This window comes from Providencia sp. PROV024, assembly GCF_032709665.1.
GTDB classification, from domain to species: Bacteria; Pseudomonadota; Gammaproteobacteria; order Enterobacterales; family Enterobacteriaceae; genus Providencia; species Providencia huashanensis.
The window spans coordinates 1,076,074-1,098,771 of record NZ_CP120545.1 but is presented as its reverse complement, the minus strand read 5'-3'; the positions used below and the strand labels follow the sequence as shown (position 1 = coordinate 1,098,771).

The 22,698-nt window shown below is 40.5% G+C and carries 21 protein-coding genes; 5 read left to right on the top strand and 16 right to left on the bottom strand.

What is annotated here, in order from left to right:
* Window positions 1–15: 15 nt before the first annotated feature.
* The 5 genes from proA to gpt form a co-directional block, all read right to left on the bottom strand.
* Window positions 16–1,269: a glutamate-5-semialdehyde dehydrogenase gene (gene proA, locus P3L56_RS04960; protein WP_042848694.1), complete on the bottom strand. Its 1,254-nt coding sequence runs from the start codon at window positions 1,267–1,269 to the stop codon at window positions 16–18.
* Between the two features lie 2 nt (window positions 1,270–1,271).
* Window positions 1,272–2,375 carry a glutamate 5-kinase gene (proB, locus tag P3L56_RS04955; protein WP_042848747.1) on the bottom strand — a complete coding sequence of 368 codons (1,104 nt, stop codon included), beginning with the start codon at window positions 2,373–2,375 and terminating at the stop codon, window positions 1,272–1,274.
* Window positions 2,376–2,492: 117 nt separating this feature from the next.
* Window positions 2,493–2,894, bottom strand: coding sequence for a sigma factor-binding protein Crl (crl, locus tag P3L56_RS04950; RefSeq protein WP_042848695.1), 402 nt, complete (start codon window positions 2,892–2,894; stop codon window positions 2,493–2,495).
* A gap of 71 nt (window positions 2,895–2,965) precedes the next feature.
* A complete protein-coding gene (gene frsA, locus P3L56_RS04945) occupies window positions 2,966–4,216 on the bottom strand; it encodes an esterase FrsA (protein WP_071547818.1) in 1,251 nt (416 codons plus the stop codon).
* Window positions 4,217–4,408: 192 nt separating this feature from the next.
* Window positions 4,409–4,873: a xanthine phosphoribosyltransferase gene (gpt, locus tag P3L56_RS04940; RefSeq protein WP_042848748.1), complete on the bottom strand. Its 465-nt coding sequence runs from the start codon at window positions 4,871–4,873 to the stop codon at window positions 4,409–4,411.
* 439 nt (window positions 4,874–5,312) lie between these two features.
* Between gpt and pepD the strand changes: the two genes are divergently transcribed.
* Window positions 5,313–6,773 (top strand): beta-Ala-His dipeptidase, encoded by a 1,461-nt coding sequence (gene pepD / locus P3L56_RS04935; protein ID WP_042848697.1) that lies wholly within the window; start codon window positions 5,313–5,315, stop codon window positions 6,771–6,773.
* A gap of 50 nt (window positions 6,774–6,823) precedes the next feature.
* Here the strand turns inward: pepD and dinB are convergent, their stop codons facing one another.
* On the bottom strand, window positions 6,824–7,879 hold the full coding sequence (gene dinB / locus P3L56_RS04930) for a DNA polymerase IV (protein WP_042848698.1): 1,056 nt from the start codon (window positions 7,877–7,879) through the stop codon (window positions 6,824–6,826).
* A gap of 290 nt (window positions 7,880–8,169) precedes the next feature.
* Between dinB and P3L56_RS04925 the strand changes: the two genes are divergently transcribed.
* Window positions 8,170–9,066, top strand: coding sequence for a glycerophosphodiester phosphodiesterase family protein (locus tag P3L56_RS04925; protein ID WP_048608232.1), 897 nt, complete (start codon window positions 8,170–8,172; stop codon window positions 9,064–9,066).
* Window positions 9,067–9,383: 317 nt separating this feature from the next.
* On the top strand, window positions 9,384–9,758 hold the full coding sequence (locus tag P3L56_RS04920; RefSeq protein ID WP_166687060.1) for a hypothetical protein: 375 nt from the start codon (window positions 9,384–9,386) through the stop codon (window positions 9,756–9,758).
* 227 nt (window positions 9,759–9,985) lie between these two features.
* Here P3L56_RS04920 and nqrM read toward each other — a convergent pair whose 3' ends face one another.
* The 8 genes from nqrM to P3L56_RS04880 all read right to left on the bottom strand — a co-directional run bounded on the left by nqrM (window position 9,986) and on the right by P3L56_RS04880 (window position 17,336).
* Window positions 9,986–10,213 (bottom strand): (Na+)-NQR maturation NqrM, encoded by a 228-nt coding sequence (nqrM, locus tag P3L56_RS04915; protein ID WP_042848701.1) that lies wholly within the window; start codon window positions 10,211–10,213, stop codon window positions 9,986–9,988.
* 18 nt (window positions 10,214–10,231) lie between these two features.
* Entirely contained in the window at window positions 10,232–11,263 is a 1,032-nt protein-coding gene (locus tag P3L56_RS04910) for an FAD:protein FMN transferase (protein WP_166685468.1), read from the bottom strand.
* 234 nt (window positions 11,264–11,497) lie between these two features.
* A complete protein-coding gene (gene nqrF / locus P3L56_RS04905) occupies window positions 11,498–12,724 on the bottom strand; it encodes an NADH:ubiquinone reductase (Na(+)-transporting) subunit F (RefSeq protein WP_042848703.1) in 1,227 nt (408 codons plus the stop codon).
* Window positions 12,725–12,739: 15 nt separating this feature from the next.
* Window positions 12,740–13,336, bottom strand: coding sequence for an NADH:ubiquinone reductase (Na(+)-transporting) subunit E (gene nqrE, locus P3L56_RS04900; protein WP_042848704.1), 597 nt, complete (start codon window positions 13,334–13,336; stop codon window positions 12,740–12,742).
* Window positions 13,337–13,340: 4 nt separating this feature from the next.
* On the bottom strand, window positions 13,341–13,970 hold the full coding sequence (locus P3L56_RS04895) for an NADH:ubiquinone reductase (Na(+)-transporting) subunit D (protein WP_042848705.1): 630 nt from the start codon (window positions 13,968–13,970) through the stop codon (window positions 13,341–13,343).
* Window positions 13,963–14,757 (bottom strand): Na(+)-translocating NADH-quinone reductase subunit C, encoded by a 795-nt coding sequence (locus P3L56_RS04890; RefSeq protein WP_048608237.1) that lies wholly within the window; start codon window positions 14,755–14,757, stop codon window positions 13,963–13,965. Before P3L56_RS04890 ends, P3L56_RS04895 begins: the two co-directional genes overlap by 8 nt.
* Complete coding sequence (locus P3L56_RS04885; RefSeq protein WP_042848707.1) at window positions 14,750–15,988, bottom strand: NADH:ubiquinone reductase (Na(+)-transporting) subunit B; 1,239 nt, start codon at window positions 15,986–15,988, stop codon at window positions 14,750–14,752. The genes P3L56_RS04890 and P3L56_RS04885 overlap by 8 nt, the downstream gene beginning before the upstream one ends.
* Before the next feature lie 4 nt (window positions 15,989–15,992).
* The gene (locus P3L56_RS04880; RefSeq protein WP_042848708.1) at window positions 15,993–17,336 is read right to left on the bottom strand and encodes a Na(+)-translocating NADH-quinone reductase subunit A; all 1,344 of its coding nucleotides are present in this window, start codon (window positions 17,334–17,336) and stop codon (window positions 15,993–15,995) included.
* Window positions 17,337–17,750: 414 nt separating this feature from the next.
* Here P3L56_RS04880 and P3L56_RS04875 point away from each other — a divergent pair, with 414 nt between their 5' ends.
* Complete coding sequence (locus P3L56_RS04875) at window positions 17,751–18,488, top strand: murein L,D-transpeptidase family protein (RefSeq protein ID WP_042848709.1); 738 nt, start codon at window positions 17,751–17,753, stop codon at window positions 18,486–18,488.
* On the opposite strand, the gene P3L56_RS04870 is transcribed toward P3L56_RS04875, so the two are convergent.
* Together P3L56_RS04870 and lpcA are read right to left on the bottom strand one after the other, a co-directional pair.
* A complete protein-coding gene (locus tag P3L56_RS04870; protein WP_042848710.1) occupies window positions 18,459–19,226 on the bottom strand; it encodes a class II glutamine amidotransferase in 768 nt (255 codons plus the stop codon). The genes P3L56_RS04875 and P3L56_RS04870 overlap by 30 nt on opposite strands.
* 27 nt (window positions 19,227–19,253) lie before the next feature.
* On the bottom strand, window positions 19,254–19,832 hold the full coding sequence (lpcA, locus tag P3L56_RS04865; RefSeq protein ID WP_042848711.1) for a D-sedoheptulose 7-phosphate isomerase: 579 nt from the start codon (window positions 19,830–19,832) through the stop codon (window positions 19,254–19,256).
* A gap of 387 nt (window positions 19,833–20,219) precedes the next feature.
* On the opposite strand from lpcA, the gene fadE reads away from it, so the two are divergent.
* Window positions 20,220–22,685: an acyl-CoA dehydrogenase FadE gene (fadE, locus tag P3L56_RS04860; RefSeq protein WP_272686168.1), complete on the top strand. Its 2,466-nt coding sequence runs from the start codon at window positions 20,220–20,222 to the stop codon at window positions 22,683–22,685.
* Window positions 22,686–22,698: the final 13 nt, after the last annotated feature.

Genomic DNA, 22,698 nt, shown 5'->3' with positions numbered 1-22,698 from the left:
AATCTATTTTAGTCTTTATGGGCGATTTAAAAAATCGCCATAACCAACCCATTTATAGGTTGTTAAGGCATCTAGCCCCATAGGGCCTCGAGAATGTAATTTCTGAGTGCTAACCGCAACCTCTGCCCCTAAACCAAATTGCCCACCATCTGTGAAGCGAGTACTCGCATTCACATAAACAGCCGCCGAATCGACACACTGTACAAAATAATCTGCTTGGCGGATAGACTCGGTCAAAATAGCATCAGAATGCGCAGTACCATATTGGCGAATATGGTTAATAGCGGCGTCAATGTCATCAACAATCTCTACGTTGAGGTCTAAGGATAACCATTCATCAACCAAATTTTCAGGTTTTACATCAACAACTGTTGCTGGGCCTTGTTCCAATAATGGCATTGCTTTTTCACTAGCGTGCAGTGTGACTTGCTGTTCAGCCATTTTCTCACTTAAAAATGGTAAGAAATTACCCGCAATATCTTTATGAACTAGCAAAGTTTCCAGTGAGTTACAAGCACTTGGGCGCTGTACTTTTGCATTGATGATTACGTTAATCGCTTTATTAAAATCAACTGACTCATCGACAAAGGTGTGGCAAACACCTATACCGCCGGTGATCACAGGGATCGTTGATTGCTCACGACATAATTTATGTAACCCCGCACCACCACGAGGGATCAGCATATCAATATAACGATCTAATTTTAATAATTGAGAAACTAATTCACGATCAGGGTTATTGATAGCTTGTACAGATTCTTCTGGCAACCCACTATTTTTGAGTGCTTTTTGGATAACACTCACCACAGCAAGGTTCGTATTATGGGTTTCTTTACCACCACGTAGAATGACTGCGTTACCGGTTTTTAAACATAACGAAGCCACATCGACAGTGACGTTTGGACGCGCTTCGTAAATCACCCCGACAACACCTAGAGGTACGCGTCGGCGCTGTAAGTTTAAACCGCTATCAAGCTGGCTACCATCAATGATTTGCCCAACAGGGTCAGCAAGCTGACAAACCTTTCTGACATCATCAGCAATGCTTTTCAAGCGTTCTGGAGTCAGCAATAGACGGTCTTGTAAGGCTTCTGCCATACCACTGGCTTTTGCCTGTTCCATATCCTGCTGGTTAGCAGATAATATCACCGCGCTTTCTTTTTCTAGTAATTCAGCAATTTGCAATAGTGCCGAGTTTTTTTGTTTGGTGCTTAGCTGAGCTAATTGCCATGACGCTGCTCGTGCAGCCTTACCCATTGTTTCTAACATAATTAACTCACTATCATATCGTCACGATGAACAGCGACTGAGCCGTGTTCATAGCCAAGTATTCTGCCAATTTCTTGTGAATGATGACCTGCTATCATCCTTAGTGCATCACTATTATAGTGACTAACACCGTGTGCAAGGTCTTTCCCCGCCATATTTAGAATGCGGATCACGGCGCCTCGGGAAAAATCACCTTCAATCTTTTTAATTCCTTTTGGTAACAATGAGCTACCTTTTTCTATAATTGCTAATTGTGCACCATCATCAATATACACATCACCCGCAGCTGGCGCCCCGAAAATCCAACGTTTACGATTTTCCATGGGGTTTTTCTGCCCATAAAAACGAGTCCCCACTGGAATATTTTCAATCACAGCGCTAATGACATCAGGTTTATTACCTGCTGCGATAATAACATCTATCCCTGCGCGGCCAGCAACATCAGCCGCTTGTAGCTTAGTTGCCATGCCCCCTGTACCTAAACCGCTGACACTTCCCCCTGCCATTTGACGAAGCTCGTCGTTGACACCATAGACTTCAGGAATTAATTTCGCATTTGGGTTGCTACGGGGGTCTGCATCATATAGACCTTCTATATCAGTCAGTAGCAACAGTTTATCAGCATCACCAAGAATAGCGGCTAATGCGGATAAATTATCGTTATCACCGACTTTTATTTCTGCTGTCGCAACGGCATCGTTCTCATTAATAACGGGAATAATGCCATTATTCAGTAATGCTTGTAAGGTGTCTCGAGCATTTAGAAAACGCTCACGGTCTTCTAAATCTGCACGTGTTAACAGCATTTGCCCTATGTGGATCCCGTAAATGGAGAACAACCTTTCCCACAACTGAATAAGACGACTTTGGCCGACTGCCGCAAGCAACTGTTTAGATGCAATGGTAGCCGGCAATTCGGGGTAATTTAAGTGTTCGCGACCCGCGGCAATTGCCCCTGATGTCACAATGATAATACGGTGCCCTTTTTCATATTGCTGCGCACACTGCCTGACTAACTCAACAATATGAGCTTGATTCAAACGGCGCGAGCCCCCTGTTAGCACACTGGTTCCTAGCTTAACAACCAGCGTCTGGCTATTTTTCATCATTTTTCTGCCATTAGGATTAAGAAAACAAAAAAGTAGATACCATTTTTATCAGGAGAAGCGCGTTATGCCAACAGGCATAACGCAAAATTCAACAAAAGTTGGTTTAAAACAAATTTATGCGCTTAATTCCAGTTTTAATTCTGCCATTAGTGGCGAAGGGAAGAGGCTTAACTCAAGCTCAAGTAATTGCTTAGTAAGTGCTTGATGAAATGATACTAAATTTTTTTCAACGGCTTCAGTGGTAGCCGCATCTTTGAATGCTTTGACTTGCCAACTACCATGGCTATTATAAATACCAAAATGATAAGTGAACTCAAAGCCTTTTTCAGTTGCAACTAATTTTAACCACCACCCCCAAAATTCACGTTTCTCAGGCGCAATACTCGCATTAATACAAACAACAAGGCTATCGAATATATAACAGCCATTGATACATTGTTTTTCGCGTAAATAAGGCCCCATTGCAGCAAATTTCTTTAAATACTTTCCATTTGAATAATCAGTCGGTAAAGCCATGTTAAGGATCTCCTTCTTGGGTAGACCCCTTTTTAACAAATGGGAAAAAATAAGCAAGATATTAAATATAATTAAAGTATTTTTGCTTTCAGCCAATTAGTAGTTTCACTTAGTGCCTTTTCAAAATTAGCAAAAACAGGCTGACTTGGTAGTATTATTGTATCTGCATCCATTGATGAACGCCGAATTAGATCCGATTCTGCTTTCGGACTATAGATATCATCTTTTAAGCTTACCGATAACATCGGAACTTTGCTTCTTTTTCCTAAAAGGCCCTGATTTTTAAGTGAATAACAACTCAACTCATGGCGTAAAGCGGCACCATCAACCTGATAAATTCCCAAACGACTCGCGAACACATCCAAAACTACCCGAGGAATATCTTGTTGATATTTCTCTTCGTGCAATAAACTATGCACAATTGGACCTATGACAGCGACTGCTTTAATTTTTTCTGGGCACATATAAGCTAATCTTAAGGCTATATTGGCACCAAAGCGCATCCCGACGATACCGAAGCGGGTATGGTCAATCCATGCAATATCCTCAAGCTGGCGAACAATTTGCTCATGCAGTGTTGTTGTTTCTTGTGTCAATTTATGTTTTATCGAATAACCAATAGAAGGCATATCGAGCGTTAGCATCGCAATACCTAGTGGTTCGAGATAATCGCGAAAATAGCGACAAAAATCGATTTGTAAGCTGTCTAACATGCCGCAAATCATGACGGTAGGATAAGGCCCCTGACCGTGGGATGGGATATGTAAAAAGCCACAAACTTCTTTCCCATCATCCACTTTGAATGCAATTTTCTTTAACCGATATTCTGAAAATTTGGCTGCATTATCATAGGCTTTACACGCTAATAAAATAGCTTGGTCTGCTAGTTCATCCCCTTTAATAAAAGGGTATGCTGCAATACTGTATAAATTTGCGGCTCGCAACCATGCATTACCCGCGTCCGGCCCTTGCTCGAATTCCAAAGCTTTCTGTTGCCAGCGCATAGCCTGCTGTGACCATTCGAAGCACCAATTCCCACGCCTATTACCAATGACGGTATCCAACTGGGTTTCATTACTGCGTGGCGCATCGGAAACTGCTATTCGGCTAAGTACCTCTTCAATTTCTAGTGCATCAATACCACGCCAAATCCAAATTAGCCGGTTGATCATACGATACCAGCCAACATGATGAGAACCACTTAGAACGCTATGAGCTTTTATCAGAGGAGTCGTTTCTGACGAGTAGGATACAAGTGTCGACGTTTCAACTTGTCTGACTCTAGGTTTGAAAAGTTTTTCTGAAAGGTTTTGCTGAGTCATCCCTATTTCCTTGTCTACCTGAGCTGAATTGTGCCAAAAAACCAAAAATAAGGGGAATGCAAAAATGCACTCCCCCGAGATTATATCGCGTTTGACTCAAAAATTTTAGGTATTTATGTGTTATGCCTATGAGGAAAAACCCCAAAGGCTGTTAATGACAATCTATTACCAGAAAATAAGTTTAACTTTGATTTATTTGTCTTGTTCACACAATGGCTTTATAAAAGCAACGCCCATATCCCAAGGCTGCTCTATCCATGTGTCTTGCGGGATATCAACCACATAGTCATCAACTAATGGACGACCAGCTGGCTTAGCGAAGATAGTAACAAAGTGTGCTTTTGGATACATATCACGAATAGCTTGCGCTGTACCACCGGTATCGACCAAATCGTCAATGACGATATAGCCTTCGCCATCACCTTCAGCGCGCTTTATAATTTTTAATTCGCGTTGATTATCATGGTCATAGCTAGATATACATACGGTATCAACGTTACGAATGCCCAGTTCACGTGCAAGAAGCGCGCCTGGAACAAGACCACCACGGCTAACCGCGATAATACCGGTCCATTGTTCTACTGGTAATAAACGTTGTGCGAGTTTACGGGCATGTATTTGCAACATATCCCACGTTACGACATATTTTTCGCTCATAAAATTCGGGTCCCGACTGCTGAGTAAATCTGAAATGTGTCTTGCGGAAAAAAGGTTGCGCGAGATTATAGTGATTTGGCGCGTTAAAAACCAGTAAAAAGCATCATTCGCCATTAATTATTATCATTTACACTATCCATTCTTCAAAAGAAAGTGTTATCCTGAGATTATAAAAGATGCAGCCTTTAATTCGAAACTTCAGGCTGTTAGGTCATAATTACAGCAATATTCCTTTTAAAAATTGAAGCTGAAATTAACGTTGGTTGCCAATCAGTTCCTACATGGGTTATTCAGGATATTATTCCTAAATAGTTCAATTTGTAGCTAGGCGGCAAATGAGTAAATCCTTTGAGGATACATAAGTATATGCTTGGAGTTTACGAGTGAAGCCAACAATGCTACAGATTGAAATATAAAGGGAAAATAAAAGGAGAGAAACGTGTCTGAGCTAGCTACATTATCCCCCCAACCGCTATGGGACATCTTCGCTACCATCTGCTCTATTCCGCACCCTTCATATCATGAAGAAGCTTTAGCTGCGCATATTATCGACTGGTCAAAACAAAAAGGTTTTCATGTAGAACGCGACGAAGTTGGTAATATTTTGATCCGTAAACCTGCAACAACGGGTTACGAAAACCGCAAAGCAGTAGTCTTGCAAGCACACCTAGACATGGTGCCACAAAAAAATAATGACACCGTGCATGACTTTAAAACAGACCCAATCCGCCCATATGTTAATGGTGAATGGGTGACCGCTGAAGGTACAACTTTAGGCGCAGATAACGGTATTGGTTTAGCTTCTGCATTGGCGGTTCTGGCTGATGACAGTGTCGAGCATGGGCCTATGGAAGTTTTACTCACCATGACTGAAGAAGCTGGCATGGAAGGTGCGTTTGGTCTAAAAGCAGGTTGGCTACAGGCGGATATTCTGATTAACACCGACTCTGAAGAGGAAGGTGAGATCTATATGGGTTGTGCTGGAGGGGTTGATTTCACAACAACATTTGATCTACTGCGTGAACCTTTACCACAAGGTTATCAGACGTTTACTTTAACCCTAAAAGGGTTAAAAGGTGGTCACTCCGGTGGTGATGTTCACTTAGGCTTAGGTAATGCGAATAAATTACTCGCACGCTTCCTTGCTGGACATGCAGAAGACTTAAGCCTGAAATTATTAGAATTTAGAGGCGGTACCGTACGTAATGCTATCCCACGTGAAGCGCATGCAATTATCTCTGTTCCGACAGAAAAAGTTGCTGAACTGACAGCATTAAGAGAACGCTACGAAGGTATTTTAAAGAATGAGTTAGCCGTTATAGAACCTAACCTTGTTCTACTCTTAGATGAAACACAAAGTGACTTGAAAGCACTGTCTGATGATTGCCAAAAACGTTTTACGTTCTTCTTAAATGCTGCACCTAATGGCGTAATTCGCATGAGTGATGTCGCTGTAGGTGTCGTAGAAACATCGCTTAATGAGGGCGTTGTTCGCATGACAGAAGACCAAGCGGAGGTTATCTTCCTTGTTCGCTCACTGATTGATAGTGGCAAAAACTATGTTGTTAACATGCTCACATCTATTAGTAAATTAGCACAAGCACAGTACCGCGCTGAGGGGAGCTACCCAGGTTGGCAACCAGATGCCGATTCAGCCGTAATGCACTTAGTGAGTGAAACTTATAACAAGCTATTTGGTAAAATCCCAAATGTGATGGTGATCCACGCAGGCCTTGAGTGTGGCTTATTCAAAAAGCCTTACCCAGATATGGATATGGTTTCAATTGGGCCAACCATTCGTGGTGCTCACTCTCCTGATGAAAGAGTGCATATTGCAAGTGTTGGTGAATATTGGAAACTGTTGACCGCTGTTTTAAAAGCAATCCCGGTTAAAGGTTAAAACCTGATCATAACTGAAACATCTGCCATTCATTATGGTAGATGTTTTATTTATAGTTCTAATAACAATTGCCTTTCCAATTGAGGGCTTTGTAACATAACATGCAACCCAACTAATCGTACCCCTCGCTGTTCACGTCGATTAACCCAAACTTGTTTTGCCAACTGGACTAAATCTTGCTTATTAAGCATTGGGTAAACATGCTCTTGTGTTGTTTGTTGAAAATCATCAAATTTAAACTTTACGCCTTGGCGCGCAATGCGTAAATCAGGCTTCACTTTAGCTAAACGCAATTGCAGTTCATCATAAAGTTTATCTAATAATAAAAGGCAATCATTCCATTCATGAATATCTTCAGCAAGAGTCCGCTCAACACCAACGGATTTCCTTAGTCTATCTGGGTTTACAGGCCGTTCATCGATACCGTGACAACGCTCCCATAGTACCTGCCCAAACTTCCCCATGCTTTTAATCAGTGTAACAACGTCATAGTTTTGCACATCAGCACAAGTCGTTAGCCCCATATCTGCTAGCTTTTGTGCGGTGACTTTTCCCACTCCCGGAATTTTTCTTAGTGGTAAAGTCAGAATGAATTGATCAATATTTTGCGGGGTGATCACAAATTGCCCATTTGGTTTATTCATATCAGAGGCGATTTTAGCAAGGAACTTGATAGGGGCAATCCCCGCTGAGGCTGTCAATTGTAATTCATCAAAAATTTGCTGACGAATTGCCTCTGCGATTAACGTAGCTGAACCATGTAATTGTGAGCAGTCAGTCACATCAAGATAAGCTTCATCGAGGGAAAGCGGCTCGATTAAATCTGTATATCGCGCAAAAATCTTACGTATATGAATGGACGTTTCTTTATATAACGCCATTCTCCCTGAAACGACTTTAAGTTGAGGGCAAAGCCTTAGAGCAATAGCGGTAGACATGGCACTATGTACGCCATAACGACGAGCTTCATAGTTTGCGGTGCTGATCACACCACGGCGATCGGCACTTCCTCCTACCGCAATAGGGATACTACGCAAGCTTGGGTCATCACGCATTTCGATGGCTGCATAAAAGCAATCCATATCAATATGTATAATTTTACGCACAAGTTAGCCCACACAATCAATCAACTGATTAAATATACAGTATTATTATTAGCCGTGCAATCTGGGCCTATTCGCTGACATCAATTCTAAAATAGCAGATAACCTAATGATAATAAAAATAATTAATATTATTGAAATAATAGTCTGCCACACTATATAACAGCATTTGTTATTTAAAGTTTGTCTTAAAAACAATCGTAAATACTTACTTTACCGTGAAAATGTAATAAAACAGATGCGTCCTTTTCACTCATTATATTTTATAAAAAATTCTTTTATGGATGATACCTATGGCAATTCTATCAACATCAAAATATGTTAAAACTATGGCGTCAGTTATTCTACTTCTTGCAAGTCAAACTGCTTTAGCATTATCACCACAAATTGTTGCACACAGAGCCGGTACTGCTGATGCACCGGAAAATACAATTTATGCAATTGATTTAGCAAAAGAAAATAAAGCCGATGCTATTTGGCTAACAGTACAATTAAGTAAAGATAATCAATTAGTTTTATATCGCCCAAGTGATTTAGACTCGTTAACAGAAAAAAAAGGGCCAGTATCTGCTTATACCGCAGAGCAATTAAGTCATATCAATGCTGCCTATAAGTTTAGTAAAAAACATAACCAACAATTCCCTTTGCAAAAAACAACAATTAATACATTAGAAGCTGTTCTACAGAAATACCCTAATACCACTTTCTATATTGACTTAAAATCCCCTGATGCCGACCCTGCTCAGCAAGCACAAGCTATCCTTACATTATTAAATAAGACTAAGGCATTTAAACAAGTCCGTTTTTATTCAACTAATGATGCCTTTCTAACGGCATTAAAGTCTCTTTCACCTCAATTCCAATTATTTGAAAGCCGTGATGAAACAAGAACAATGCTAGCGAATAGTGTTATGAGTCGCCAATGCCCTATAGAAAATGATAAAGATAATACTCGCTGGTATGGTTTCGAGCTTCATCGTAAAGTTGAAGTTGTTGAAAAGTATACTTTAGGTGAAGCTCGTTCACCTGCAACCTTATCATGGGATAAAAACGCTATCGATTGTTTTAGAAAAAATGGTAAAGCGTATATTATTGTATTTGGTGTCAATAACGAAAAAGACTATCAACTCGCAAAAGAAATTGGTGTTGATGCCGTAATGGTTGATTCCCCAAAAAACTTCAAAAAATAATCTAATAATTAAGCTATTTTATTTTGAATTATGTTTAATCATAATAAATTAGCTTAATTTCCTTACCTAAACTACCTCCTATTTTATTTTTATAACACTTTAATGTTAATCATTATTTACATCTACTTTAAATAAAACCAATATTAAAAAGTGCAATATTTTCTTGACTTCTATTTTTAGAAAAAATTAAAAATACCAGTTTATAATAATACTATTTTTTATTTAAACTACTAATTTAATTTCAATAATTACCTTTAAAAACTAACTAAGCCTATTCTTACAAAATGACCTTTCATTATAAATATCAAGAGGATAAAATGTCAAAATCAAAAGGAACAATCTCTATTGAAAATAAATGGGATGAAGACTTTAAAAAAGTCGAAATTATTTATCAAAGCAGTGAAGATGATGTAGATAAGGCTTTCATTACCTATAATATAAGGGCTCAACAAACGCATAATGATGTATTTGATATCGAATACTCATCCACGGGGAAAAGTTCATGGATAGGGACAGTTACCACTTCTAGCGGCCAAAAATGGAGTAGTGGAAGTCCCCTAAAATGTAATGCAAACAAAGCCGAGAACTGCAAAATTATCATTAAATTTGATGAATACCGTAAAGAAATGGGTGTCATATATACCCCACAAAATTCATGCCATAAGAAAATGAGTCAACTAAAATCTATATAATAAAATAGAAGAATAATGCTGTTTAAATATTATACGAATAGTATATTCGGCTATTATTGTTGTCATTGACACTAGAAATAAAACCGCATTGAAATACCTTAACTCCCTTCCATTATAGCTAGTTATACGACAAAAATGCGGATACCGTTTTAACTGGCTAATGCTATAAAAAAACCTTAGCCATATACTTTATATGGCTAAGGTTTAGAAAACAGATAGATTAAATACTAAAGTATGCGGTTTTTTTCCAGCATCTTTTGGCGAGCTTCTTCACGTGCCATGCGTTTTTTGCGGGCGTCACAAGGCTCAGGGCAATCGCATACTTTATCAACCCCGATACTACTTAAGCCGCCACAACTACCTTGAATACTTTTACGCTTGAAAATATACCCAAGAGACATTCCTAAAAACGCCAGCAAGAACAGTGCAAAGGCGGCAATAAAAATATTTAGCATTCCTTTATCCTCCCCGAATTACTGCTTCTTGGTTAAAAATGGTTCGAATGCTTTAGTATAACGCTCTTCAAAACCTTTATCTGTCTTAACAATCATAAAAACAGGAATATTCATTTTCTCAGCTAAGGCAAAGCCAGCTTCAGGCCCTAGCACATTTAGCCCTGTTGATAGCCCATCGGCACTCATACAGTTATCTGCAATAACCGTAATAGAAACTAGATTATGGGTAATTGGTCGCCCTGATTTTGGGTCAATAGTATGAGAAAAACGAACTCCATCCTGTTCAAAATAGTTACGGTAATCCCCAGAGGTTGCAATTGAGCTATCTCCAGGCTCGATAACTTCTTGCGCTGTTTGGCTTGCACCATCTGCCGCAGGTTTTTCAATGGCAATACGCCAAGGCGCCTCTTTACCATTGGTACCTTTAGTACGCACTTCACCACCAATATCAACCATGTAGTTGTTGATACCCACTGACTCTAAGTATTCAGCAACAACATCTACACCATAGCCTTTCGCAATTGATGAAAGATCTACATATAGTTCAGGAATGGTTTTGACTAGGTTATTGTCTTGAACGGATAATTTGTCAATCCCTACCCATGCTCTGCGCTTGGCCAATTCTTCATCTGAAGGGGCTTTAGTGACTCTCCCTTCTGGGCCAAACCCCCATAAGTTAACTAAAGGCCCAACAGTTACATCTAAAGAGCCATCTGTGATTTTATTAATCTCAATAGCTTTTTTAACAACTGTTGCAGTTGCTGCGGAGACAGGGAATGGTGTATTTATGTCTTTAGACTGGTTAAAACGACTTAACTCAGAGTCAGGTCGGTAAGTTGACATCTGGTCATTAACTTCTTCTAAGCGCTTATCTATCTCAGCTTGAATCGCTTCAGGTTTTGCCCCTGAAGAATCCGTAACATATTTAACCGAGTAATAAGTGCCCATTGTTTGTCCCTGAAGATTTTGTTGCTCTGGCCCACCACAAGCAGCAAGAAACAGGGTCGCGACAAACAGAAGTATTGGGGTATAAATTCTTTTACTTAGCATCGTTTTCTCCGCGTCAATCATGAGCGAGTCTGTAGAAGTCGCTCAGACTATTAACACACTTTACATCGTCACCCATGCAGAGAATGTTTCAGTCAAAATAATTATTAACTTACTAATTACCAATTAGATAATTAGTAATTAGCCATCATTGTTAAATTACAAAGAGGGAAGTAGCTTCCCTCTTTAAAGTGTTATCACTGTACTAACCTTGTTAAGTACAATAAACCTAATAACTTAACCACCAAAGTCATCTAGTAAGATGTTTTCATCTTCAACACCAAGGTCTTTAAGCATCTTAATTACAGCAGCATTCATCATTGGAGGCCCACACATATAGAACTCACAATCTTCTGGTGCTGGGTGATCTTTTAAGTAATTGTCATACAGAACATTATGGATAAAGCCGGTATAACCATCCCAGTTATCCTCTGGTAAAGGATCTGAAAGTGCAATATTCCATGTAAAGTTTTCGTGTTCCGCGGCAAGTTGGTCAAAATCTTCTGTATAGAACATTTCGCGAACTGAACGAGCCCCATACCAGAAACTAATTTTACGCTTAGAATTTAAACGGCGCAATTGGTCAAATATGTGGGAACGCATTGGCGCCATACCCGCACCACCACCGATAAACACCATTTCAGCTTCAGTTTCTTTTGCAAAGAACTCACCAAATGGACCGGAAATTGTCACTTTATCCCCTGGTTTTAATGACCAAATATAAGAGGACATAATTCCTGGTGGAACATCTGGGTTACGTGGCGGAGGCGTTGCTATCCGCACATTTAACATAATAATGCCGTATTCTTCAGGGTAGTTGGCCATTGAATAGGCACGTACAGTAGGCTCTTTAACCTCTGAAACATAACGGAATAGGTTAAATTTATCCCAGTCTTCACGATACTCTTCAGGTACATCGAAATCTTCATATTTAACAATATGTTCAGGGCATTCAATTTGAATAAAACCACCGGCACGAAAAGGAACAACCTCCCCTTCTGGTATCTTCAATCTCAGCTCTTTAATGAAAGTGGCTTTATTGTCATTAGAAATAACTTCGCACTCCCACTTTTTCACACCAAAGATTTCTTCTGGAAGCTCAATTTTTAAATCTTGCTTAACGTTAACCTGACAAGCTAAACGACAACCTTCTTTTGCTTCTCGCTTATTAATGTGGGAAAGTTCTGTCGGCAGAATATCACCACCACCCTCTTTGATTGTCACACGGCACTGGCCGCATGAACCACCACCACCACAAGCAGATGAAACAAAAATACCTTGGTTAGATAGCATACCTAACAGCTTATCGCCAGCTGGAGCCTCAAAGCTTTTGTCAGGGTCGCCATTTACTTCAACTTTGATGTTCCCTGTATTGACTAACTTGGATTTTGCAAACAGGATTAAGCCTGTAAGCACCAAGACAATCAGGGTAAACATCACTACACCTAAAATAATAATTTCCATGAATTCTTCTCGCCTTTATAGCTGCACACCGGAGAAGGACATAAAGCCCAATGCCATCAAGCCGGTTGTCACAAAGGTGATACCTAACCCTTTTAGACCCGCTGGAATATCTGAGTACTTCATTTTCTCACGGATAGCTGCCAACAAGACAATGGCAAGCATCCAACCGATCCCCGAGCCAAACCCATACACTATCGATTCGCTAAAGTTATAATCGCGTTGAGCCATGAAAGAAACACCACCGAAAATTGCACAGTTAACAGTAATCAATGGCAAGAAGATACCAAGTGCGTTATACAGTGATGGGAAGTAACGATCCAAAATCATCTCAAGGATCTGAACCAATGCAGCAATAACACCGATAAAGGTGATGAAGTTCAAAAAGGATAAATCAATACCCTCTGCTATTGCCCCATCACGCAACACTAAGTTATACACCAAGTTATTAGCTGGAACAGAGATACCAAGAACGACAGTTACTGCGATCCCCAGTCCAAAGGCTGTTTTAACATTCTTTGAAACAGCGAGAAAAGTACACATACCTAAAAAGAATGCTAACGCCATATTTTCAATAAAAATGGATTTAACAAATAGGCTAATATAGTGTTCCATGTGATTAGTCCTTCTCTACCTGAGCTGGTTTCAGGATACGTAGTCCCCAAATCAGCATACCGATGATAAAGAATGCACTTGGCGCGAGGAGGAACAAGCCATTAGGCATGTACCAGCCACCGTTTTGCAGTGATTCAAAGACAGTGATACCAAACAGTTTGCCGGAGCCAAATAATTCCCTAAAGAAACCGACTAATACAAGGATCACACCATAGCCAAGACCATTACCGATACCATCCATAAAGCTTTCTATTGGTGGCGCTTTCATTGCATAAGCTTCAGCACGCCCCATTACGATACAGTTAGTAATAATCAAACCAACGAATACTGAAAGTTGCTTTGATATTTCATAGGCATACGCACGTAAAATTTGGTCAACCACGATGACGAGAGAAGCGATGATTGCCATCTGTACAATAATACGCACACTGCTTGGAATATAATTTCTAATCAGTGAAATAAAGAAGTTAGAAAATGCCGTAACTAATGTTACCGCAATGGTCATAACCAATGCTGTTTCTAACTTAGTTGTTACTGCTAATGCAGAACAGACCCCCAGTATTTGCAAAGCAATTGGGTTGTTATCTAATAGTGGTCCAAGTAGGACGCGTTTTATTTCTTTTGAATCAGCCATTATTCAGCGCTCCTTCACGTACTTTTTTCAGGAACGGACCAAAGCCGTTATCCCCTAACCAAAAATCAAACATATGTTGAATTCCGTTTGACGTTAGGGTTGCACCTGAAAGGCCATCGATACCGTATGGGCTATCTGTGGCACCACCACGTACGATTTTAATTGCCGGAATACCCTGTTCATTGAACAGTTTTTTACCCGGCCATTGGGCTTTCCATTGTGGGTTATCGACTTCACCACCTAAACCTGGTGTTTCACCATGCGAGTAGTAAGTGATACCGCGTGAGGTTACCCCATCAACATCGATTGCCACAAACGCATACATTACAGACCACAAACCTGAACCATAAACAGGTAAAATAATTTGTGATACTTTGCCGGCATCATCTTTCACTAAATAGATTTCAGCACTATTGGCGCGACGGCGAATTTTTGCGATATCCTCTGCTGGAGAAAGGGCAATACTGGTTTCATCGCTACGTAGCTCAGCATTTAGGTCATAACGGCTAGTGCTGTCAGATAGTTCATTCGTTTTGAAATTCAAAAGCTTAGGTTCGATGCGCTCCCCATAAACTTTTTGGATTTCTTCTGCGGTCATTTTAGGCTGCATTAAACCTGCCACGCTTAAAATATTACGCTGAGTATCTAACTGAATTTGTTCTTGCTGCTTCGGCTTCAAACCAACTGCAGCACCTGCGACAACAACAGAACAAACTAGACAAAGGATAAAAATGACTAGAAATGTTCTACCGACGCTATCTTTATTAATTGGTTTATCATTAGCCACGAGCTTTTCTCCGCTTAATATTTGCTTGAACGACCAGATAGTCAAACAAAGGAGCAAACAGGTTGGCGAACAGAATAGCCAGCATCATCCCTTCAGGATAAGCCGGATTTACTACCCTGATAAGTACACACATTACGCCGATCAGAATGCCATATGCCCATTTACCTTTATCAGTGAATGAAGCGGATACTGGGTCTGTCGCCATAAAAATCATACCAAATGCAAAGCCACCCAGAACCATATGCCACCACCAAGGCATGGCAAATAACGGATTGGTGTCTGAACCAATAGCATTAAATAGGTAAGACATGGCAATCATACCAACCATGACACCCGCCACAATACGCCATGATGCAATGCGGAAGAACATGATGAGTGCGCCACCAATAAACAACATCAGCGTCGAAACTTCACCGATCGAGCCTGGCATATTACCTAAGAACGCTTGCATCCAAGTGATAGGCTCACTTGTTACTGTGTTCATTAGCGCGTGTTCGCCACCTGAAGCCCACTGTGATAATGGAGTTGCTCCCGAGAAACCATCCGCTGCAGTCCAAACCAAGTCACCGGAGATTTGAGCAGGGTAAGCAAAGAATAAAAATGCACGACCCGCTAACGCAGGGTTTAAGAAGTTACGCCCTGTACCACCGAAAATTTCCTTAGCAATCACGACACCGAAGGTAATACCAAGAGCCGCTTGCCATAAAGGAATTGTTGGAGGCACAATCAAAGCAAACAAGATAGAGGTTATAAAGAAGCCTTCGTTGATTTCATGACCACGGATCATGGCAAACAACACTTCCCAGAACCCACCGACAAGGAAAACAACGGCATAAATAGGAAGAAAATAAACTGCACCAAGCAGCATTTTACTTCCCCAACCAGCATCCATTGACAGCGAGGCACCTAAAAATTGTGCCAAACTATAATGCCAGTCACTCGCGAGCACTTGCTGTAGCTCTGCTCCACTATACAGTTGATGAAGTGCAGGGATAGCTTGGTTGCCTACGTTGTACATCCCCCAGAACATTGCAGGGAAAACAGCAAGCCAGACTAAAATCATCATGCGCTTCAGGTCAATAGTGTCCCTGACATGAGAACGACCTTTCGTCACCGTTCCCGGTGTATAGAACACTGTAGAAACTGCTTCATACAATGCATAGTATTTAGCGAGTTTTCCACCGGGCTCAAAATGGTGTTCATACTTTTCAAATAAATTTTTCAGACCCATGGAATCACCCTTCTAGCTCAATCTTGGTCAGAACATCACGTAATACAGGACCATACTCGTACTTCGCTGGGCAAACATAGGTACATAAACCTAAATCTTCTTCGTCCAACTCTAAACAGCCCAATTCTTGTGATGTATCGGTATCTCCAGCAAGGAGATCGCGCAACAAATGAGTGATCATGATGTCAAGAGGCATAACACGCTCATAGTTACCAATTGGTACCATTGAACGCTCACCGCCGTTCATTGTTGTCGTAAAATTAAAGCGCTTATTTTTCAGGAAATGCCCGATCGTAGTACGAGTGATCGTAAATTTATTAACACCAGGCATAATCCAGCCAAATAGTTCTTTATCGCGACCTTCGGCTAATACAGAGACTTGATTGTGAAAACGACCAAGATAATGATGGGTATCATCACAAGTTACGCCCCAAAGGACAGAGCCTGAAATAATACGGTTTTCGCCCGCTTTAAGCTGGCCTTGAGTTAATTCATATAAATCAGCGCCAAGGCAAGTGCGTAATAAACGCGGCTTTTCAACCTGTGGCCCTGCCAATGAAACGATACGGTCAGTATAAAGCTGCCCAGTGACAAACAGCTTACCAATCGCAATAACGTCTTGGTAATTAAGGCTCCATACCTTTTTCTTGATGCTTACTGGCTCCAAGAAATGGATATGAGTCCCCGCTAACCCAGCAGGATGAGGACCCGCAAACTGGGTGTATGAAATCTGGCTATGAGCCTCAACTTTTGGTAAATCCCCCTCTCCATGACATACATGGATTTTACCTTCTGTTAAATGGCTAAGGACTAATAACCCATCGTTAAATGCCTGTTCTTGTTCACGAATAACCAAAACGGCATCAGCAGCAAGAGGGTTTGTGTCCATTGCAGTAACAAAAATAGCGCTAGGTGAAGAACCTGGTTGTGGCGAACGACTAAATGGACGCGTTCTTAAAGAGGTCCACAAACCTGATTTAATCAGATTATCTTCGACTTGTTCTCTGGTTAATGCAGATAACTCAGTACGAGTATAAGCTGCAAAGTTTTCCTGTTCATCACCGTCAATTTCAATGACAACAGATTGAAGCACACGACGCTCACCACGATGAATAGCAACAATTTTACCACAGGCTGGACTTGTAAAAACAACCCCCGGATTCTTTTTATCTTCAAAAAGAACCTGCCCTTTTATGACACGTTCACCTTCTTTAACCAGCATCGAAGGACGCATTCCGACATATTCTTCACCTAGCACAGCTACGTGTTGAATTTTCGGGCCGTCTTCTATCACTTGGGCTGGCTCACCTGCGATGGGAAGGTTAAGGCCTTTTTTAATTTTAATCATAAGATCTGCACAAGTTTATCAGTTAAACCCTAAGCTAACGATTCAGCAATGAATGATAGCGACTCAGTAATAAAAACAGCTCAAGCCACTTTCGCCACTTAAGCAGGTATTTTCACATAATTGTTACTAAATTTTTTCTTCTGCCGGACGTAATTTTATCAGTTCCCACTCACTATGTCCGTCTATAGAAGTGACATAGTTCAAGCAAATTGCATTAATATTTAAATTTTTCTGTTAACAATTCGAAATTGCCGAACTATAACATCACCTTTATCGATTGCTGATTACTATTTAACCGATAAAGATTCATCTAAAAACTATTAACAAGCTATATTAATTTTCTATTTACTCGTCTAAAATGCATAAATTCTGTATTCTTTTTAATCAGTGAAAACTTCTACATTTGGCCTTAGTATGAAATTAAGTAAATTTTTTAGTGCAATTTTTCCATTTGTACTCATATATCCACCTGTAATTCAGGCGAGCAACTCTTCATTTATACTTAAGAATAATGCTTTGGATAATCAAAATTCATCTATTTTTATTCAAATATTTAAGCAAGAGGGTTTACTCGAACTCTATCAAAAAACCCCTTCTGGAAAATATAAGCTGACCAAAACTTACCCAATTTGTAAGTTTTCTGGGGGCCTTGGCCCGAAAAAAATAGAAGGAGACCTCAAAAGCCCTGAGGGATTTTATCAAATTACCGCAGAACAGCTCAACCCAAATAGTCGGTATTACCGATCTATCAATATTGGATTCCCTAATGAATACGATAAAGCACAAGGTTACAGCGGTAGTTACCTAATGATCCATGGCAGTTGCGTTTCTGTAGGATGCTATGCCATGACAGATAAATATATGGGTGAAATTTATCAAACCGTCGAAACTGCCTTATTAAATGGCCAGCCAACCATCAATGTCAGCATCTACCCATTTAAGATGACAAATGAAAATATGACGCGCTACAGAAACTCAAGTCACTATTCATTTTGGAAACAGCTACAGCCTGCTTACGAATACTTTAACCAAACAGGAAGACCCGCAGAAATTTCAGTGACATTAGGTAAATACGCGGTAGTTAGCTTACCAGATACCCCAACGAAATTATTAGGATCTAAATCACAATATGCGCTCACCAAGATGGAATAATACAAAGTTACCTGGCTCGATCCGCTGCCAATTTTCATTTCCCGTTAAAGGTTGAGTTGCAATAACAGAAACAATATCAGTGGGTGTGGTGCATTGCTCGAAATCAATTTCAATATCTTGATCTAATAATTTCGCTTTACCAAAGGGTGCTCTACGCGTCAGCCAATGTAAATTCGTTGAACTAAACGCCATCAAATATTGCCCATCAGAGAGCAACATATTAAACACCCCTTTATGACGTAGCTGATCCGCCAATGTCGCGACAAAACGAAACACGCTTTTCCAATTGGAGGGTTTTCGTGGGTACTTTTCACTTAACTGATGTAAAATCCAGCAAAATATCCATTCGCTATCAGTTTCACCGATAGGCCAATAACGCCCTGTTTTCAATGAACGATAGCCCTTTAATTGGCCATTATGAGCATAAGTCCAATTGCGCCCCCACAATTCACGCGTAAAGGGATGTGTATTGACTAATGATACATCACCTTGATTTGCTTGCCGAATATGCGCAACAATCGTTTCTGATTTGATAGGATATTCCTGCACAAAGCGGGCAACGGGTGATAAAAAACTTGGTTGAGGATCTTTAAATGTGCGACATCCCAAGCCTTCATAGAACGTAATTCCCCAGCCATCTTTGTGTGGACCGGTATGCCCACCTCGAGAAATTAACCCACTAAGACTAAACGTAATATCAGTTGGAACATTGGCACTCATGCCAAGTAACTCACACATTTAAAGGCTCCTAAACCGGTTAAAACTTTACTTCACCATCTCTTTTTCAATCAACTGAATTAAGATATGGATAACTTTAATATGAATTTCTTGAATGCGATCAGCATAACCAAAGTGTGGGACACGGATTTCAATATCTGCGGTACCTGCCATTTTCCCGCCATCTTTACCTGTTAGCGTGATTACTTTCATCCCTTTCTCACGAGCAGCGCTAATCGCTTTGATAATATTCCCTGAATTACCAGATGTTGAGATGCCCAGTAAAACATCACCTTTCATCCCTACTGCTTCAATAAAACGTGAAAAAACATATTCATAACCGAAGTCATTACTGACACAAGACAGATGACTAACATCTGAAATTGCAATCGCTGGATAACCGGGACGATTTTCACGATAGCGCCCTGTTAACTCTTCAGCAAAATGCATCGCATCGCAGTGTGAACCACCATTACCACAAGACAATACTTTGCCACCAGCTTTAAAAGAATCGGCTAACAATACGGCTGCTTTTTGAATAGCTTCAATATTTGCGTCATCGCTAAGGAAATTTGATAGCGTGTCGGCAGCTTCTGTTAGCTCGCCACGGATCAGGTCTTGATACATGAGGTTTCCTCTTAATTAAGAACATGTTACAGAGAGTATGATTAATTTATATTTAAAATAGCCTAAATAAAAATGCCATCTAATGGCAAAGAGCAGATAGGTATCCACAATTAACCTTTAATACTCAGATTGTTGCACAGGGATTGTTTTGTTTCTACTTTTGATTGTGCTGTCTTAGCTTCGTAGAAAAAGACCTCCTTTTTCCTTACTAGTAACCATAATTTTTTAATGGCCTTAATGTAAATTACCTTAACCATTTTCATAATTTGGTGTTTTTGTGAGCCAAGTTGTAATTAGGATGTAAATACATTGCTAATTCTTTATTAATGGGTATAGATTAAGATAACAAACAGGTCAGACCTCTTACAAGTGGACAGGAGCTTAACTATGATCCTTCTCAGCATTGTGTTATTCCTAGCCTTAATTGGCGTACTTTGTTATCACAAAACATCGTTGGTTTTTAGCGCAATATTATTATTGGCTTATACTGCTGTTATGGGTGTGATAAATATTTGGAGCTACTGGATGTTATTGCCAGTCGCCTTAGTATTATTTCCATTTGTTTTCAGCCCAATACGCCAATCATTATTTTCCGCCCGCGCTATGAAAATGTTTCAAAAAGTCATGCCACCAATGTCAAGAACAGAAAAAGAAGCCATTGATGCAGGGACAACTTGGTGGGAAGGCGACCTTTTCCGAGGAGCCCCTAATTGGAATAAGCTTCATGACTACCCAAAACCACAATTGACTACCGAAGAACAAGCATTTATTGATGGTCCCGTTGAAACAGTTTGTGGCATGGTCAATGATTTTGAAGTGAGTCATGAGCTCGCAGACCTCCCTCCTGAAGTGTGGCAATATTTACGCGATCACCGTTTCTTTGCCATGATCATCAAAAAAGAATACGGAGGTCTTGAATTTTCTGCCTATGCTCAATCACAAGTATTACAAAAACTTGCCGGAGTTTCGGGCATACTGGCAATAACTGTCGGTGTTCCTAACTCTTTAGGTCCTGGTGAACTCCTACAACATTATGGTACCGATGAGCAAAAACAGCGTTATTTGCCGGGTTTAGCTACTGGTGAAGAAATTCCATGTTTTGCTTTAACAAGCCCTGAAGCAGGGTCTGATGCAGGTGCGATCCCAGATACTGGCATAGTTTGCATGGGTGAATGGCAAGGTGAACAAGTCCTTGGTATGCGTTTAACATGGAATAAACGCTACATTACCTTAGCACCAATCGCGACCGTGTTAGGTCTAGCCTTTAAATTATCTGACCCAGATAAACTATTAGGCGGAGAAAAAAACCTTGGTATCACTTGTGCTTTAATTCCAACCAATACACCGGGGGTCGAAATTGGTCATCGCCATTTCCCTCTTAATGTGCCATTTATGAATGGCCCGACTCGCGGTCAAGATATCTTTGTTCCTATTGATTACATCATTGGTGGGCCAAAGATGGCGGGGCAAGGTTGGAGAATGCTTGTCGAGTGTCTCTCTGTCGGACGCGGTATTACATTACCATCTAACTCAACAGGAAGTCTGAAGAGCATCGCTATTGCAACAGGGGCTTATTCCTATATTCGTCGCCAGTTCAAATTATCAATTGGTAAAATGGAAGGGATTGAAGAACCATTAGCACGCATTGCTGGTAACACTTATTTGATGGATGCAGCAGCAACTTTGATTACGTCGGGGATTATGTTAGGCGAAAAACCCGCGGTTCTCTCTGCTATCGTAAAATACCATTGTACTCATAGAGGTCAACGCGCCATTATTGATGCAATGGATATCACTGGTGGTAAAGGAATTTGCCTTGGCGATTCAAACTTTGTCGCCAGAGCCTACCAAGGTGCGCCAATCGCTATTACGGTTGAAGGGGCCAATATTCTCACTCGTAGTATGATCATCTTCGGCCAAGGTGCTATTCGTTGCCATCCATTTGTATTAGACGAAATGGCTGCTGCAAAAGATAATAATTTGCATAAATTTGATAAAGCTGTATTCGGGCATATCGGTCATGTGATTAGTAACCAGTTCCGGAGTTTCTGGTTAGGCTTGACTAACGGTCGTGGCAGTAGCGCGCCAACAAAAGACGAAACACGCCGTTATTATCAAATGTTAAATCGTCAAAGTGCTAACTTAGCTTTATTGTCTGACGTGGCAATGGGGGTGTTAGGCGGAAGCTTAAAACGCCGTGAGCGTATTTCGGCACGCTTAGGGGATATTTTAAGTAACCTGTACCTTGCCTCTGCAACCCTAAAACGCTATGAGGATGAAGGTCGCCAAAAAGCAGATTTACCGCTAGTAAAATGGGCTGTTGAAGATTGTCTCTATCAGTCAGAAAAAGCCATGGATGATTTATTGAAAAACTTCCCTAATAAAATGGTAGCGGCGATAATGCGAGTGACACTCTTCCCTGTTGGCCGTTCTATGTCGATGCCATCTGACCGACTTGACCACAAACTGGCGCAGCTACTGATGGAACCTTCTGAAACACGGGATAGATTAGGTCGTGGTCAGTACTTAACGCCAACAGAAAACAACCCGCATGGCTTAGTAAACCAAGCACTACTCGATATTATTGCTGCTGAGCCAATCTTCGACCGTATCTGCCGTTTAAAAGAGCGTAAACTCAGCTTTACTCGCTTAGATGAACTAGCAGACCAATTACTCCCTGAAAATGTAATTACGCAAGAAGAAGCTGATATTTTACGTAAAGCGGAAGCTAGCCGGTTACGGACTATTAATGTGGATGAGTTTGAGTTTGATGACTTAGGGGTACTTCCGTCAAAAAAGTCTCCTGACGAACCTTCAAGTGAAGATACAAGTAAGAAAAAGAAAGCAGCTTAATTTATAAAGTAAA

Bases quoted from the DNA above. Each gene is read 5' to 3' on its own strand.
- proA (WP_042848694.1), bottom strand. From the start codon at position 1,269: ATGTTAGAAACAATGGGTAAGGCTGCACGAGCAGCGTCATGGCAATTA.
- proB (WP_042848747.1), bottom strand. From the start codon at position 2,375: ATGAAAAATAGCCAGACGCTGGTTGTTAAGCTAGGAACCAGTGTGCTA.
- crl (WP_042848695.1), bottom strand. From the start codon at position 2,894: ATGGCTTTACCGACTGATTATTCAAATGGAAAGTATTTAAAGAAATTT.
- frsA (WP_071547818.1), bottom strand. From the start codon at position 4,216: ATGACTCAGCAAAACCTTTCAGAAAAACTTTTCAAACCTAGAGTCAGA.
- gpt (WP_042848748.1), bottom strand. From the start codon at position 4,873: ATGAGCGAAAAATATGTCGTAACGTGGGATATGTTGCAAATACATGCC.
- P3L56_RS04925 (WP_048608232.1), top strand. From the start codon at position 8,170: ATGGCAATTCTATCAACATCAAAATATGTTAAAACTATGGCGTCAGTT.
- P3L56_RS04920 (WP_166687060.1), top strand. From the start codon at position 9,384: ATGTCAAAATCAAAAGGAACAATCTCTATTGAAAATAAATGGGATGAA.
- nqrM (WP_042848701.1), bottom strand. From the start codon at position 10,213: ATGCTAAATATTTTTATTGCCGCCTTTGCACTGTTCTTGCTGGCGTTT.
- P3L56_RS04910 (WP_166685468.1), bottom strand. From the start codon at position 11,263: ATGCTAAGTAAAAGAATTTATACCCCAATACTTCTGTTTGTCGCGACC.
- nqrF (WP_042848703.1), bottom strand. From the start codon at position 12,724: ATGGAAATTATTATTTTAGGTGTAGTGATGTTTACCCTGATTGTCTTG.
- nqrE (WP_042848704.1), bottom strand. From the start codon at position 13,336: ATGGAACACTATATTAGCCTATTTGTTAAATCCATTTTTATTGAAAAT.
- P3L56_RS04895 (WP_042848705.1), bottom strand. From the start codon at position 13,970: ATGGCTGATTCAAAAGAAATAAAACGCGTCCTACTTGGACCACTATTA.
- P3L56_RS04885 (WP_042848707.1), bottom strand. From the start codon at position 15,988: ATGGGTCTGAAAAATTTATTTGAAAAGTATGAACACCATTTTGAGCCC.
- P3L56_RS04880 (WP_042848708.1), bottom strand. From the start codon at position 17,336: ATGATTAAAATTAAAAAAGGCCTTAACCTTCCCATCGCAGGTGAGCCA.
- P3L56_RS04875 (WP_042848709.1), top strand. From the start codon at position 17,751: ATGAAATTAAGTAAATTTTTTAGTGCAATTTTTCCATTTGTACTCATA.
- P3L56_RS04870 (WP_042848710.1), bottom strand. From the start codon at position 19,226: ATGTGTGAGTTACTTGGCATGAGTGCCAATGTTCCAACTGATATTACG.
- lpcA (WP_042848711.1), bottom strand. From the start codon at position 19,832: ATGTATCAAGACCTGATCCGTGGCGAGCTAACAGAAGCTGCCGACACG.
- fadE (WP_272686168.1), top strand. From the start codon at position 20,220: ATGATCCTTCTCAGCATTGTGTTATTCCTAGCCTTAATTGGCGTACTT.